Here is a 15,733-nt window from a genome sequence, read left to right as displayed (position 1 = left end):
TTTTCAGTTTATAAACCAACAGTAAGATTTAGAAAATAAGTTCGACCATATCCATAATAATATCTTGATCCAAACGATGGTGTTCCGCTAGACATATCTTGATTTAGGGCTCTAAAATTGGCATTTCTTGCTTGTTCAAAACCGCCAGTTTTATACATTAAATCCAAAGCATTATTGACGCTAGCAAAAAGTCCGACGTATTTTTTATGAATACGCCAAGATTTACCACCGCTGAAATTCAGCAATGTAATTGGCTTAAATTTTTCTTGTTTCAATAATTCATTTCCTCTTTCGGAAGTCGCTTCAGGAAACGGAAAACCATTGGCTGGATTAATATAAAATTGAGACGTTCTAGAAATCGGCGAAACATCAATATAGCTTTCGGCCAAATAATTGACATTAGCGCCAAGCCACCAAAACTTCGGATCACGATATTCCAGTCCAAAAGAATAGGCTTGTTGCGGAGTGCCTGGCTGTTTGTAATTCTTTAAAAAAGCTGGGCCGAAATCAAAGTTGGTTTGCGCGCCTTCTTTTGCTCTGTTGGCATCGTTTGTAATTGTCACATAAGGATTGCTGCTATAAATATAATTCCCAAATGCAGCAGATAAAGTGGTTTTTAATGTTGATGAAATCTGATACTCTAAACTCAATTCGGCTCCAGTATTTTTCTTATCCAATTTTGTCAAAGTCTGACTGACAAATGCGTTTGTTGGATCGTAACCAGAACCATTGTCAAAAATTCCTTCGGCATAGAAATAAGAAGTTTTTGAAGCATTCCTAATTGCCGAATAATAAGCTGTTAAACGTAATTTAAGTTTTGCCGAACGGTATACATAATTGGCCTCGGCACTAGTGATATTTTCACTTTCGATTCCGTCAACAATAGTATTATTTAAACGTGCATTCGAGAATGTATTTCTTAGTGAAGGCGCTCTAGTGAAATGTGCAGCATTAAAAAACAGCAATTGTTTTCCTGAAATTTTATAAGTGAAACCGCCTTTGAAACCAAAATTTTCAAAATTTACCTTTTCGCTTTTTCCTAATGAAGTAGTCGGATAAAGTCCGTTTTGATATAATCCTTCTCTTTGATAATCTGACATTGAATAAGATTGCGCCAAAAAGAATTCGGTTTTGTTGTAATTAAATTTAAACTGAGCAAAAACATCTAAAGTACTGGCCAATAAATTATAATTATATCCGTAAACATCTCCTTTCCCGACTTGTCGATTTGGATGCTGCAAATCGGACTGCGAAAGATTTCCTTTGTAAAATGGATCAATATCTTCGAAATATGCTCCGCCAAGAAGATCTAATAAATATTGAAAATTATGTGATTTTAATTTCTTAAAAGTAAATCCTCCATCAAAAGAAATATTAGGCGTGATTTGTGAATTTAGATTTGAATTTGCTGCAAAAGTACGATCATCTGTTCGGTCTTCATAAAGTACATAATGGCTTTGCGTAGGTATATAACCGTCTGTACCGAGCTTTTGATTCGCAAAATACATTTCGCCCCAATCAATCTGCGGATTTGCTAAAAAAGCTATTTTGTTTTTTTCGGCATTTTCATAATCTGGAGTAAACGCGCCCGAAAATTCGCCTTGATCTTTCGCGTAAAGCGAACTAAAATAGCTTGGCATTTTTCTGTAATAAACAGGATCTGGACTATCTGCATTTTGATAATCAATATTGCTATTGCCTACTTTTCCAAACTGATACATTACAGCCGAATTCAGATTGTTTTTATCATCAATTTTATAATAATGATTGAGCATAAATAGTGGCTCTTCGACGTTTTTTACTCTAGCATTTCGTTTTTCTCCATTCTGAAATCCCCAATACGAATTGTATTTTTCGCCCATTAAATCAGTAACCTCAGTGGTATTGGCGGAATTTTTTCCGCGTGAATTTGGCGTATAAAATCCTGTAAAATTGATAGAATGTTTTTTGTTTAATTTCTTTTCTACACTAAGAAAAAAAGAATCTGCATCGAAATTTGTGCCTTCAAAATAACCTTCATCCGTCCAACGTTTTCCAGCCGAAATCGCAAAAGCCCATCCATCAGCATTCATTCCAGAAGCATAAGTGCCAATTGCTCTCCATAAATAAGTGGTGTTGCTTCCAGAAAAAGTTAGTGAAGCTCCTTTTCGATACAGAGAAGCGCGGGTATAAATCTGTTGCGTGCCTAAGATGCCTCCAAAAGTATAATTCGAAACTGCTGTCCCGACCGAGAATTCCTGATTTCGGAGCACATTATTTAAGCCTCCCCAATTCCCCCATTGCGGTCTGCCGTCGTAGATTTTATTCATAGACATTCCGTTGAGCATTGTGACGGCGTTTTCACTATCTAAACCGCGAACACGAAATCGAGCCTGTCCCCAATTGAAAGCCGATGCCTGCATGAAAGCATCTTTGGAAGACTGTAAAAGTCCAGAGGTCATTTCAGACGAACTGTTGTCATCTGAAAAATCATTATCTGACAGCGTAATCAATGCAGCTGGAACTTCATCTGAATACGTATCTTCTAATTGTAAAATTCCGAGATCTATATTTTGTCCTGAATTGGAAAGCACTTTTAAAAGGAAATCTTTATATCCTTGATTTCTCAATAAAAGCAATTGCTCTTTTTTAGGAAATATATGAAGTTCAAATTTACCCGTTTTTGACGTGAGCTGCATCACTGCGGTATTTTGTATCGTAACCACTACATTTTCTAGCGGATTTTGTGTTCGGGAATCGATAACAATTCCGTACACCGTTATTTCTTTTTGCGAAAAAGCAAAATTGAAAAACGATACAATAAAGAAGACTGCGTATTTTTTTACCATTAAAAATCCAATTTATTTTGAAATAATTCTTCAAAAGATAAAATTGGTTTTTGGAAAAAAAAGAACGCTTAGAATTCAGGCCTTTCTTGAATTCAAATGTAGCAAAAATATTTAAAAACAAATAAATTCCTACAAATTTATTTGAATTTTATTAAATTCTAGTAATTTTTAATTAGGATTAACTTCTAATTTTAGAAACCATAAAAGCAATCAGAACCCCAAAAATTCCGATAAAGGCAAAAGAAAACTGCAATCCGAAACTTTGTGCAATATGTCCAATTACTGGAGGCCCCATTAAGAAACCTAAGAAACTTACACTCGAAACAATCGTTAACGCTTCGCCCGCTGGCACTGTTGGATTTTTCCCTGCAATACTATATACGGTAGGAACAATGGTTGCAACGCCCAAACCTACAAACATAAAGGCAATTGTACACGGAATTATATAAGGAAGAAAAACTGCCGTAAAAAGTCCTGCCGAAATCATGACACCGCTAATCTGCATAACGCGTTCGCGCCCAAATTTATTGATTAAGCCGTCGCCCAAAAATCTGCCGCTGGCCATCATAATCATAAAAGAAGTGTAGCCCAAAACCACCAATGGTCCAGGCGCTTTTACGATATCTTTAAAGTAGACACCGCTCCAGTCAAACATAACACCTTCGCTTGCCATACTGCAAAATCCGATTACTCCAAGCCAAAGCAAAGCCGTATCTGGCTTTACAAATAGTTTTTTCCCTTCTTCTTTTGGTTTCTTTTTTTCTTTGGCTCTAACTAAAAATTTGAAGTTAAAAGCCACCATCAATAAAACAATTCCGGCTACAATCATAAAATGATGCAGCGGACTTAATTTCAAAGCCAGCATTCCTAAACCTACCAGCGCACCAGTAAATCCAGCAAAACTCCACATGCCATGAAAAGAAGACATGATTGTTTTTTTGAATAAAACTTCGGTATAAACGCCTTGTGTGTTTACGGCAATATTGGCCAGATTTCCGAAAACTCCAAACAAAAATAATCCTAAGGATAATTGTAATGATGTTGTTGCCAATCCTAAATTGATTAAGCACAAAACGTACATTACTAAAGAGAAAATCAGAATACGATGGCTGCCAAATTTGGTTACCATTTTTCCCGAAAACGGCATCACGATCAGCTGTCCAACCGGAAGCGCAAACAAAATGGATCCCAAGTCTCCTTCTGTTAAATGCAAAGTGGTTTTGATATCTGGAATTCGGCTGGCCCATGTGGCAAAACTCAAACCCATTCCGAAATAAAACATTCCGACAGCAAAACGAATACGATTTAAATACGAAGCTTTAGCCTCTCTAAATACTTTCTTGATTTTTGCTTTGGTCTGAAAAAGCGCTAATGGGTTAAAATTTAACAGCATATTGAATTTGTATTGGAATGTGTTCAAAAATACTAAAAACGCTCGTTAAAGTGCATAAAGCCTAAGGTTATGCACAATATACAACGTTATTGTTTATAAATTCAAAGATTTTCAGTTGAATTCTGTTTATTAAAATTACAATTTTTTAAGATGCTAAGCCTCTAAGCTACTAAGTTTCTAAGCAAATAAACAAATGAAAAAAGCTCCAGCGGAGCGACATATATTATAGATTATAAAAATATATCGCTCCGCTGGAGCTTTATATGGTAATCTTATTCTCTACTATAAATATTTCGCTTCTCCGAAGCTTACAAAATAAAAACTAACCTTTTTAGATGCGCATCTCTATGATATGCTTATTACTTTCTGCTGTGCATTACTTGCAATTGCGGCTTCTATAACCTGCATTACTTTTACGCCTTCGTCTGCGGTAACGGGCTCTTTTTTATCGTTTACAATCGAATCATAAACGCCATCGAAGAAACTGAAATAATTGCCTTGAAGCGTTGGAATTTTTTCTCTCACAATTTTACCGTCAATTTCGGTATGCAAAAGTCCTTGAAGGCTTTCGTCTTCTGTTCCCCAAGATTCTCGGTTTGGTTTTTTACCTACTTTTAAATCGTCTTCCTGAACATCTCCACGCGGTTTTAAGAAAGAACCTTTTCTACCGTGAATTGTGTACGCTGGATGGGCTTCGCGCACAAAAAAACCAGCTTTTAGGCGGACTCTGAAATTAGAATAAAACAAAGATAAATCTATCCAATCGTCTACAACAGAATTTTCTCTTGTTACGCGAATGTCTCCAAAAACAGCTTTCGGGCATCCAAAAAGACTTATAGCCTGATCGATAATATGAGGACCTAAATCTTTTAAGACTCCTGCTCCATCATTGGCGGTTTCTTTATGCGCTTTCGGACTTAACAGCGGATTATATCTGTCGAAATGAAATTCTGCTTCGACTAAATCTCCTAAAACGCCGTCATCGATTACTTTTTTAATGGTTTTAAAATCGCTGTCCCATCTTCTATTCTGAAAAACAGCCAATTTCAAACCTTTTTCTTTGGCAATTGCCGCCAATTCTTTTGCTTCTGCGGCCGTTGTTGTAAAAGCTTTTTCGACCACTGCATGTTTTCCTGCCAAAAGTACTTTTTTAGCATATTCGTAATGCGTTCCTACTGGAGTGTTTACAATTACCAAATCGACATCATCGTTTAATAATTCGTCTAGCGAAGCGTAACTTTTTACGTATGGATAATCTTCTTGGATTAATTTTTTGCTTCTTTCCCAAGAACCTAATAATTCAAATCCTTCGTGAAGATCTAAAAATGGAGCGTGAAAAACTTTTCCCGACATTCCGTATGATAATAATGCTGTTTTAATTTTCTGCATCTGAATCTGTTTTTTCCGCCACGAATTCACGAATTATAATTTTAAAATAAATTCGTGAATTCGTGGCTAATAAAATATTAAAGTTTAGCTCTTTCGTATTGTTTTGGCCATTGAATATCGTCTCCTAAATCCTTAGCAAAGTCCAAAGGCAGATTCGGGTTTCTCAGAGATTCTCTGGCGAATAAAATCAAATCGGCCTGATTCTTATTTAAGATTTCTTCTGCCTGACTTGCTTCTGTAATTAATCCGACAGCGCCTGTTGCAATGCTGGCTTCTTGCTTCACTTTTTCTGCAAAAGGAACCTGATATCCTGATCCTAATGTAATTTTTTGATGCGAAACCAATCCGCCTGACGAAACATCGATTAAATCTACTCCTTTTTCTTTTAATATTTTAGAAAGCTGTACAGATTCTTCTGGATTCCATCCGTTTTGTGCCCAATCGGTTGCCGAAATTCGCACCAATAACGGCAAATCTGAAGGCCATTCTGATTGCACGGCTTCAACAATTTCTAAAGTAAAACGAATTCTATTTTCAAAACTTCCTCCGTATTCATCCATTCGTGCGTTTGTTAGAGGCGATAAAAACTGATGTAGCAAATAACCATGAGCCGCATGAATTTCTAGCACTTGATAACCCGCTTCTACCACTCTTTTTGTGGCAGTTTTGAAATCTGAAATTACTTTTTGAATTCCGTTTTGATCTAAAGCTTCAGGCAAAAACGGCTCATCATCATGATACGGAATCTCACTTGGTGCAACAGTCTGCCATCCGCCTTGAGCGAAATCTAATTTTTTATTCCCAAGCCAAGGAGCCGAAACACTTGCTTTACGGCCAGCGTGTGCTAATTGAATTCCGGGAATGGAGTTTTGAGAAACAATAAATGCGTTGATTTGTTTTAGTTTCTCGATATGTTCGTCTTTCCAAATTCCAAGATCAGAAGGAGAAATTCTGGCTTCTGGAGAAACTGCCGTGGCTTCCTGAATAATCAATCCAGCACCTCCAGTAGCACGGCTGCCCAAATGAACGAGATGCCAATCGTTTGCAAATCCGTCTATTGCCGAATACTGGCACATTGGCGAAATAGCGATTCTATTTTTTAAAGTGATTTTTTTTATGGTGAGAGGAGAAAATAATTTCGTTGCCATATACTGTAACTTTTTATGAATTTTTACTACCAATTGAATAAGGCAGTGTTTGAAAAGTAAAGTTACGGCATCTTGCTAAAACGAGAAATCGAAATGTTTATTAATTAACAAACATTTAAAATCTTAAACACTATCTTGCACCTTTATATTAAATTAGAAAACGCTACTTTTGTGCGTTAAATACGAATTAAAAACAACAAATGGATATAGTTATCAAACTCTCTCAATTTCTATTGAGTTTATCTTTACTTATTATTCTTCATGAATTAGGGCATTTTATCCCTGCTAAATTGTTTAAAACTAGAGTCGAAAAATTTTACTTGTTTTTTGATGTTAAATATTCACTTTTCAAAAAGAAAATCGGAGAAACAGAATACGGTATCGGATGGTTGCCGCTTGGTGGTTATGTGAAAATTTCTGGAATGATTGACGAAAGTATGGACAAAGAGCAAATGGCTCTGCCTCCTCAACCTTGGGAGTTTCGTACCAAACCAGCTTGGCAGCGTTTAATTATTATGCTTGGCGGGGTTACCGTAAACTTTATCTTAGCTTTTATTATCTATATCGGAATGGCATTTGCTTACGGAGATACTTACATCGCCAATGCTGACTTAAAAGATGGTGTTGCTATTGAAAATCCTGCTATGCTTAAAGCTGGTTTTAAAACGGGAGATAAAATTGTTTCTATTGACGGAAAAACAGTAGACGCTTATGACAGTGATATGAACATGAATATCATCATGGCAAAACACGTTTTAATTGAAAGAAACGGGCAACAGCAGACTATTACAATGCCAACAGATTTTGTTGATCAACTTTCTAAAACAGAAAAAGGACTTCTTGTAGGTATTCGTTATCCTTTTGCTATTGGAAAAGTTCCAGAAGAATCTCCTAATCAGAATTTAAAAGCAAAAGATTTGATTCTTTCTCTTAACGGACAAAAAGTTAAATATTTTGACGAAGCAAAATCAATCTTAGCTGCAAATAAAGGAAAAGAGATTTCTGCAGTTGTATTACGTGATTTAAAAGAAACACCTCTTAATGTGAAAGTTTCTGCAGAAGGAACTTTAGGCGTTTTTTCTGGTGGTTTAGACATGAAATCTTTAGAAAAACTAGGCTACTATAAAATAAGCAAAAAAGAATATGGTTTCTTCGAATCTATTCCGGTTGGTCTTCAAAAAGGAAAAGATCAATTAGTAGGTTACGGAAAACAATTGAAAATGATTTTTAATCCAGAAACAAAAGCGTACAAACAAGTAGGTGGTTTTGCTGCGATTTACAATATTTTTCCAAGTTCTTGGAGCTGGGAAGTTTTCTGGTCAATCACGGCTTTATTGTCAATTATGCTTGGAGTTATGAATTTATTGCCAATTCCGGCTCTTGATGGCGGACACGTTATGTTTTTATTGTATGAAATAATTAGTGGCAAAAAACCAAGCGATAAATTCCTAGAGAATGCGCAAATGGTTGGTTTTGTTTTACTTATTTCACTACTACTGTTTGCTAACGGTAACGACATTTACAAAGCCATTGTAGGCAAGTAAAAAAAAGTCAAAAAAAGAGCGAAAATGTTTTTGAGAAACTAAAAATAGTTTTATATTTGCACTCGCTAAAAAGAGCAACAACTTCCTCCTTAGCTCAGTTGGTTAGAGCATCTGACTGTTAATCAGAGGGTCCTTGGTTCGAGCCCAAGAGGGGGAGCAACTTTTTTTAGCAAACATATTTACCTTTAAGGTGATTCCTCCTTAGCTCAGTTGGTTAGAGCATCTGACTGTTAATCAGAGGGTCCTTGGTTCGAGCCCAAGAGGGGGAGCTTAAAAAAAGACGATCAAATTGATCGTCTTTTTTTTTGCAGTAATCCCAAATGTTTTTTTTACCGCAGAGGGCGCTAAGATTTTACGCAAAGTTCGCTAAGAGTTTTTTATACTTAACTCAATAGAAGCCGAAGAGTTCGCAAAGCTTTGTCTAAACTAATCATTCCTCCTTTTTAGCCACAAAGCTTCAATTTTGTCATTTCGACGAAGGAGAAATCTTCACAAGTAGCTCCGTAAAGTATGTCAAATCTTTGGCGAGTTTCTCGCGAAGATTTCTCCTTCGTCGAAATGACAAACTATCTCTATAAAAAAAGCCCACAAAGCTTTGCGAACTTAATCTTTAGATTTAACTTCAAAAAACCTCAGCGCTCTCTGCGTAAAATCTTAGCGTCCTCTGCGTTAAAAATCTTCTCGCAAACAAAAAAGCTCACAAAACTCTATACACAAAGCTTTGCGAACTTAATATTTAGATATCGCTTAAAAAATAACTTAGCGATCTTTGCGTAAAATCTCTGCGTACTCTGCGGTAAAAAAATAACAGCAACTTACTTCATACTCAAAGTCTCACTTTTGAACCTTTTCATCAAAGCATCTGCTTTTTCATTTTCATTTATTGATTTTAAGGACTGTGCGTATCTGTAATAGTAAATAACATCCAGATCTTTGGCTTCAGCAAATAACTTCTCGTAATAGCCAACTGCTGCGGTTAGATTCCCTTCAAAATAAAAGCGGTCTGCCACTTTTTTCAGCATATCGACAGATTTGTAGCCTTTGTCAATTACTTTTTCGTAGGTGTCTACCATATTAACCGTTACATATTTTGAAGTTGTAGGAGCAGGAGCCGTGATTTCGACCTTAACAGGTTCTACAGCAGCGTGCAAATTGGCTACGGTTGCTTTGGCTTCTATTGTATTTGGAGCTACTTTTGGTTTTCTTTTTACGTAATTCGGAATTACTGTTCTCGTGTTATTAGGACCAAGATCGTAAGTATCGACCATGTCCAATTTTGAAACTTGGTAGGTAATAATTCTACCTCCAAAAAGTTTATTTATTCTCTCCTCTACATAATAAGATTGTATAACATAATCACTATTCGTAGCAAGATTATCCGTCAATAGTGTCGTTTTTCCTGTTGCTGGAGACGCAGAGGCATTGTTTGTGCGCTGGGCCAAACAGCCGAGAGAAAATACGAACGCAAGTGTAACCATAACTGCTTCATACTTTTTCATGATTTTTGAATAAAATTAATGCTCCAATAAAAAACTCACATTAAAGTTACTGATTTTCTTCTACTTAGCTTTATTCTCACTGCAAATGACACAGAAAAACGATTAAATGCTTCTTTTTACGAATTTACCATCTGAACGCAGGCTTTTTGTATTTCTTCGTCTGAAAACGGCTCTAGAGTTTTGGCTAGCATTTTGGCAGTTCTAATACAGCTTAACATTTTAAGTCGCAACTCACGGTTGTTTCCCGATTCTGCTTCTAAAAGATATTCAAAAATTTCAGTTAAGTATTCGGGATGGTTTTTAAATTCTCCGTCGAAACAAATGTCTGATACCAATCTGGCTACCGATTCTATTACTTTCTTTTGATTTGCGTTGTTTTGGTTTTCTGTTTTCATGGCGTTTAATTTTTATTGTACGAAAAATTGTATTTTTGTTTCGGCTAGATTAAACAATAAAGCAGTATTTACCAAAAACAAAAAGTTGTTCTTAACAGCTAATCCTATTGTATTTAACAACACTAATATTTTTTAGAGAAATTTTAAATATCTTTGAGCTATGACTACAACAGCAAAACCAAAACATATTGGCAGAAACATAAGCCGAATTAGAGAGCTTAGAGGAATGAAACAAGAAGCACTTGCTATTGCTATTGGCGTAAGCCAACAATATGTTTCTTCTATTGAAGGAAGCGAAACGGTTGATGATGAAAAATTGGCGAAAATTGCGGAAGTTTTAGATGTTTCTGTCGACACTATTAAAAATTTTAGTGATGAAGCAATATTTAATATTATTGGAAACACTTATCACAATACAAGTAGTGACAATTCTACATTGATTTCCAGTTCAATGAATTATCACCCAACTTTCAACCCAATTGATAAAATTGCGGAACTTTATGAGCGTTTGGTTTTGGCTGAGAAAGAGAAAGTGGAGTATTTGGAGAGGTTGTTGAAGGGGAAGTAGCCATGCCTCATTATTAATTAATCTCATTACCAATTAATAATATAGAAATGAATTTCTTTGAAAATCATTACATCTTTAACTTTCTAAAAGTCAAACTTATTCTTTCCGAATTATCATTTTCTATTTCTGACAAAATAGAATGAAGCCAAAACTCTTGAATAATCTGACTCATATAAAATAAACTATTCGGATAAATTGAAATATCAAAAACAATATTATAATCATTCTTATTTTTAAATCTCATAATTCTTTTGTTACCAAGAGAAACTATTGCAATACCCGTATTTTCAGATAAAATATTAACTTGATCAGAATGAAAACCCATTTTTGAATCACCTTTATCATAATAATTTATAAGACAATTATTAGGTGAAAAACCAAGTTTTTCTTCTATCTTTAATGCAATTTTTAAAATTTCATCTGGAAAAGGAATAAATTGATATGAAATATTAGAATAGTTGTAAGGAATACCGTAACTCGCAGTTTTTCTTGATCTTATCTCGTTATTCCATTTACAATTATATTTCAAATTTTCAAACAATGAAATGTCATCAAGAAGAAAGTTTTCTTCTATTTTTATGTCTGATAATAATTGCTTTACATCCATTATTTTTTTCTACAAAGTATGAAAAAAATAATATATTTACAAGAAAAAACTTATTATGCCAATAAATGATATTAATGATAATGAACTAGAAAATTATAATAATTTTCCAAATGATTTAGAAGTAAATAACATTGAATTTGGAGCCAGTAAAAGCCACTTTGGAAAAAAAGAATTTCCAAAATGTTATATGACTGACTTAAACATACCAAATCTGCCACATTTTAAAAGTATAATAGATTATGAGAATCACGATTGTCATTATTTAGATGCAGGATGTAATTATTTTGAGCATGATTTAGAAGGACGAACTTTTGATAATTTAATCTTTTGTAATCCTAATGAATTCGGTTTTTTAGGTCCTGGTCATGCGAAAGATTTTTTAAATAGAGCTGGTACCCTGTTAAATGAAAATGGACAAATATTAATATTGGGACATACAAAAAATCCTTGGTCAAAATCACAAAAAATAAAAAAGTATCTGGACAAATTAACTTCAGATAATGAGCTTGATTATAAAATGCAGATAATAAATATTGAGCCTTTAGATTCAACACATGATTATATAAGGAACCACAAGTATAATCGATGTGATATTGAAATAGAAACTATCCCAAATGAAAAAATTATTATACAAAAGTTAGCATCATGAATGCAAATAGTATATTAGACATAACAAAAAATCAAATAGAGAATATTGTTCTAACTGATAATTATAGGAGCAAAGGTCTAACAAGGAATTTTAATTCTCACTTAGACACTTTGATTGAGACATCTATTGAAATAACTGGAGAAGACAAATCTGTTTTTAAAAGAAGTAATATTGCTCTAACAAACTCATTATACTGGCAAACTGAAGCCCATATTTTGGAAGAATTAGATGATGTAAATGATAATCATATTTTAACTGAATTAGATAATTTAGAAGATTTACTTCATAATAAGATTATTGATGACTTAGGGAGTTATTATGATAAATCTTCCATTCAAAATAAGATGATTGATATAAGCGTACATAATGCATTAATGTATGTTAAATTTCATTATTTTTCAGAAGCCAATAAATATAAGAACCCTTGGGAAGATGCTAAAAATATATTATTTGACAACTGTGTTTTGCATACATTTTCACATAATGTAAAAGACTTTGAGGAATTTGGTCTTAAATTAAATAAAAAAGAGAGTGAAATAACAAAGTATAATAAAATTGGAATTCTAGGAAAAGGTCATAAAAAAGGTTACTCAACTAGTTTTATAAGAGATTTGGTATCATTAAGAAATACTTTGTATAATGTTTTAGATGATGCTGGCCACAAAAGCAGTAACCCAATAAAAACTAATGATATTATATTAGAAATTAGAAAAATTGGAATTAGTGAGGTTGAACTATCAAACAGCAATATTTTAAATTGGTTAATATCTCCTTTAAAAAGAAGTAATCGAATTGGTTCAAATAAAGATGGCTTTTTTGTAATAAAAGATTGTGAAGATCTGCTTGCTTCCTACAAGAGTCATTATGAAAATTTCAAAGGGTATTATAGAACACTGGAAAAACATAAAAACATGTCTCAAAAATTCACTTGTTCAAATAATTTTTTTGACAAGCATCTTGATATTTTCAATAGTTAGTGATCACATTTTTAAAAGATTAACAAAACTAATAATTGCTTATAAGTAAAAAGCAACATTACTCAAAATGTTGCTTTTTTTACTTTAAATATTTATTTTAAATTATTAAACCCCTAATTTCTTAGCAATTTCTGCAGGAATTCCTCCTTTGTTTACTAGAAGAGCAGTCGTTTTATATTTTACGAAATTCTTAGTTACAAACAAGAAACCTTTGTAGTCGTTTGTTTCTCCCCAAGAGTTTTTTACGATATAATATTCTTTACCCGTTTGATCTTTTGCAAGACCAATAATGTGCATTCCGTGGTCGTCTGTTGTAGTGTAGTTATCAAACGCTGCTTGACGCATTTCTGGAGTAATTTCTGGTTCAGCTTTTGGTCCGTTAAATAAGTCTGCTTTTTCTTCTGCAGTCATATCATCGAATTTTTTAGTCGCTACATACGCCACACCGTTTTTCCAGCTGAACGTTTTCTCGCTCACATCTGTTGCCCACGCCACAGTGTATCCTTTTTTCAACGCATTGTCGATAACATCAGTCATGTCATTTATTTTTACGTTGTAAACCTGATCTAGTGACCAGTTGTCTGGCACCATCATCGTTGTTTTTTGGTAGTAAGGCACATTGTTATAAGAAGACATTTCTACATATTCGTCTGGGTTAATTCCAACCATTTCTTTTGCAAAAGATTGTGGCGTATAGTTTTTCCCTTTGTATGTAAAGTTTTCTGGTGCTTTTCCTAAATAAGAATCGATCATTGCTGCGTAAGCTTTTTTCCAAGTTGGAGTCAATTCTCCGTTCGGATTCTTTACAACAGCCGTCAAAAATCCTTCGATTAAAGCGCCCATTTCAGCAAATTTATTTTTGTCTGTTCCATAGTTCAAACCAGTGTAAACTTCTCTCGGCACAGTTCCGTATTTTTTGTACATATTGATTACATCGTGCAAAGCTCCTCCGTCTCCAAGTGTAATCGCGCCGTGCATACGAACGTAGTTTTCTCCTTTGTCAACATACACATTTCTTGCAGAATAAATCTGAGATAGCTCTACCGGCTGTTTTCCTAAACGAATCATTTCTGACTCTAAGAATGAGTTTGAAGCATAACTCCAGCAAGTTCCAGATGAACCTTGGTTTTTTACCGATGTTGTTCCTAAGTTAATTACTTCTGTAAATTTGAAGTTCTCTTTACTTTTGTCGCTTGCGTTTAGTTTTAGTGAATTTACTAATACGTCTTGCGCAAAACAGCCTGCAGTTCCAGCTAAAAATACTGAAGCGGCAAACACTGATTTGAATGAAAATGTATTCATAATTTATGTTTAAGATTTAACAAAATTAGTCGCCAATGTTTCCAATTTGTTACAAAACAATTAAATATTATACAATTTGTGTTATGTTTAGTTGTTAATGTTTTCTTAATGACTCTGATTATTAGGACATTTAATACAAAAAGCCTCGGTAATTCTTTACAGAGGCTTTTTGAGCATAATTTTTTATAAATTAACTTCTTACAAGTTTTTTCCTTTTTTAGTTATCGCAGCCAGTTGCTTCCAAAAACGATATAGTACGCCCAGTCTTCTGGTCCGCGGGCAACGTCTACCCCCATTCGGAGTTTAAACTTTCGGGCAACTAGGTATCTAAAACCTGTTCCGTAGCTGTACACAACGGGTTTTGCAAAAGCTTTGTCCCAATCGTTAAACGCGCTTGCAAGTCCTCCAAATCCCATAATACTCCATCGACGGTAGAAATCCCAGCGCAATTCGGCTTCGGTCACAATACTGGTGTTTCCCATATATCGTGCCGCAGGAATTCCTCGTAAATTGATTCCTGGTTTTAGATAAAAAGGCGGACTCCCCAACGCCTGCTCTCCTTCTATCCTAAGTCCGCCAATTAATGTTTTCGCCAACGGATAATATCCAATTGCCGATAAGTTTATTCGCCAAGCATCATAATCGCTTCCAAGTACATTATCTGACCAGAAAAAGTCGGACTGAATCCTTATTCCTTTATCTGGCGTAAATATATTATCGCGTCCGTCAAACTGAATGGCGCCACCAAATTGACTTATGGTGCTTTTAATGTCTTTTGGATTTACAAAAGGCGGCGGAAGGCTTACATCGGGCAGATTTATTTTAGAATTTAAAAACAAATATTGCGGTCCTGCGCTCCATTTTGCATTTCTGAACTGTTTGAGCCATTGGGTATAAAAAATGGTTGATCTAAAATTGAGTTTAAATTCCTGATCGTTTGCTTTGGGAATATTGTTGGCATAAAACGATAAGTTTACATCGCCGTAACCTGCCATAACTCGGTATAAAATTCTAGGTTTTATAAGTGTTGCAGACCGAAAAGCTCCTGTCATCCAGCTTTTGTTTCCGGTGTACATTCCCATTCCTCCTGTTATGTCGGGATTTATAAAGCGTTTTTTACCGTTTTCGTCTACAACCGGCGCGTGTTTTTTTAAGAAAATCGGAACTACTGCGCCTCCAATTCCTCCTAAAGCGGGTTCTGTAATAATGGTTGGAACGACAATAAAACCGTGTGCATAAATAATATAATCGCTTAAATCGAAAGCGCCATCTAGAGAGTCTTTTACACTTATATGATATTTTTGTGCGTTTGTAAAGTTAAACGACCAAAGAGATAGAAGTAAAAAAAGAATGATTTTTTGTGATGGTTTTCTGTTTTTCATAAAGAATCTAAATCGTTTGTAATTCATTCTTAAAACTCTAAGCCTTCAAAAA

13 protein-coding genes and 2 tRNA genes are annotated in these 15,733 nt (G+C 34.6%); 6 read left to right on the top strand and 9 right to left on the bottom strand.

All coding sequences use genetic code 11. The features are described from left to right. Positions 1 to 8: 8 nt before the first annotated feature. The 4 genes from AC3E9W_RS03205 to AC3E9W_RS03190 all read right to left on the bottom strand — a co-directional run bounded on the left by AC3E9W_RS03205 (position 9) and on the right by AC3E9W_RS03190 (position 6,758). Complete coding sequence (locus AC3E9W_RS03205; protein ID WP_488766837.1) at positions 9 to 2,828, bottom strand: carboxypeptidase-like regulatory domain-containing protein; 2,820 nt, start codon at positions 2,826 to 2,828, stop codon at positions 9 to 11. A gap of 178 nt (positions 2,829 to 3,006) precedes the next feature. Further along, positions 3,007 to 4,221 (bottom strand): MFS transporter, encoded by a 1,215-nt coding sequence (locus tag AC3E9W_RS03200; RefSeq protein ID WP_488766836.1) that lies wholly within the window; start codon positions 4,219 to 4,221, stop codon positions 3,007 to 3,009. A 345-nt stretch (positions 4,222 to 4,566) separates the two neighbouring features. Further along, positions 4,567 to 5,610 carry a Gfo/Idh/MocA family oxidoreductase gene (locus AC3E9W_RS03195; RefSeq protein WP_488766835.1) on the bottom strand — a complete coding sequence of 348 codons (1,044 nt, stop codon included), beginning with the start codon at positions 5,608 to 5,610 and terminating at the stop codon, positions 4,567 to 4,569. 77 nt (positions 5,611 to 5,687) lie between these two features. After that, a complete protein-coding gene (locus tag AC3E9W_RS03190; RefSeq protein WP_488766834.1) occupies positions 5,688 to 6,758 on the bottom strand; it encodes an NADH:flavin oxidoreductase/NADH oxidase in 1,071 nt (356 codons plus the stop codon). Positions 6,759 to 6,958: 200 nt separating this feature from the next. On the opposite strand from AC3E9W_RS03190, the gene rseP reads away from it, so the two are divergent. From rseP to AC3E9W_RS03175, 3 genes are all read left to right on the top strand, one after another. After that, entirely contained in the window at positions 6,959 to 8,302 is a 1,344-nt protein-coding gene (gene rseP, locus AC3E9W_RS03185; protein WP_488766833.1) for an RIP metalloprotease RseP, read from the top strand. Positions 8,303 to 8,385: 83 nt separating this feature from the next. Beyond that, positions 8,386 to 8,459, top strand: a tRNA-Asn gene (locus tag AC3E9W_RS03180). A 38-nt stretch (positions 8,460 to 8,497) separates the two neighbouring features. Then, a tRNA-Asn gene (locus tag AC3E9W_RS03175) sits at positions 8,498 to 8,571 on the top strand. Between the two features lie 546 nt (positions 8,572 to 9,117). Here AC3E9W_RS03175 and AC3E9W_RS03170 read toward each other — a convergent pair. Then, the gene (locus tag AC3E9W_RS03170) at positions 9,118 to 9,801 is read right to left on the bottom strand and encodes a hypothetical protein (protein WP_488766832.1); all 684 of its coding nucleotides are present in this window, start codon (positions 9,799 to 9,801) and stop codon (positions 9,118 to 9,120) included. Between the two features lie 116 nt (positions 9,802 to 9,917). Continuing rightward, complete coding sequence (locus tag AC3E9W_RS03165) at positions 9,918 to 10,196, bottom strand: hypothetical protein (protein ID WP_488766831.1); 279 nt, start codon at positions 10,194 to 10,196, stop codon at positions 9,918 to 9,920. A gap of 160 nt (positions 10,197 to 10,356) precedes the next feature. Between AC3E9W_RS03165 and AC3E9W_RS03160 the strand changes: the two genes are divergently transcribed. Continuing rightward, positions 10,357 to 10,764, top strand: coding sequence for a helix-turn-helix domain-containing protein (locus AC3E9W_RS03160; RefSeq protein ID WP_488766828.1), 408 nt, complete (start codon positions 10,357 to 10,359; stop codon positions 10,762 to 10,764). A gap of 67 nt (positions 10,765 to 10,831) precedes the next feature. Here AC3E9W_RS03160 and AC3E9W_RS03155 read toward each other — a convergent pair whose 3' ends face one another. After that, a complete protein-coding gene (locus AC3E9W_RS03155; protein ID WP_488766826.1) occupies positions 10,832 to 11,371 on the bottom strand; it encodes an alpha-ketoglutarate-dependent dioxygenase AlkB in 540 nt (179 codons plus the stop codon). Between the two features lie 55 nt (positions 11,372 to 11,426). Here AC3E9W_RS03155 and AC3E9W_RS03150 point away from each other — a divergent pair, with 55 nt between their 5' ends. Then, positions 11,427 to 12,020: a hypothetical protein gene (locus AC3E9W_RS03150; protein ID WP_488766824.1), complete on the top strand. Its 594-nt coding sequence runs from the start codon at positions 11,427 to 11,429 to the stop codon at positions 12,018 to 12,020. Then, positions 12,017 to 12,997 carry a hypothetical protein gene (locus AC3E9W_RS03145; protein WP_488766823.1) on the top strand — a complete coding sequence of 327 codons (981 nt, stop codon included), beginning with the start codon at positions 12,017 to 12,019 and terminating at the stop codon, positions 12,995 to 12,997. Before AC3E9W_RS03150 ends, AC3E9W_RS03145 begins: the two co-directional genes overlap by 4 nt. A 105-nt stretch (positions 12,998 to 13,102) precedes the next feature. On the opposite strand, the gene AC3E9W_RS03140 is transcribed toward AC3E9W_RS03145, so the two are convergent. Next, positions 13,103 to 14,299: a C1 family peptidase gene (locus AC3E9W_RS03140; RefSeq protein ID WP_488766822.1), complete on the bottom strand. Its 1,197-nt coding sequence runs from the start codon at positions 14,297 to 14,299 to the stop codon at positions 13,103 to 13,105. Between the two features lie 221 nt (positions 14,300 to 14,520). After that, positions 14,521 to 15,681, bottom strand: a complete 1,161-nt coding sequence (locus AC3E9W_RS03135; RefSeq protein ID WP_488766821.1) for a BamA/TamA family outer membrane protein — start codon at positions 15,679 to 15,681, stop codon at positions 14,521 to 14,523. Positions 15,682 to 15,733 lie beyond the last annotated feature (52 nt).

The sequence above is a fragment of the Flavobacterium sp. 38 genome, from assembly GCF_057799715.1.
Note: the sequence above shows the minus strand (reverse complement) of the source record. Positions and strands in the feature narration are given on the sequence as shown.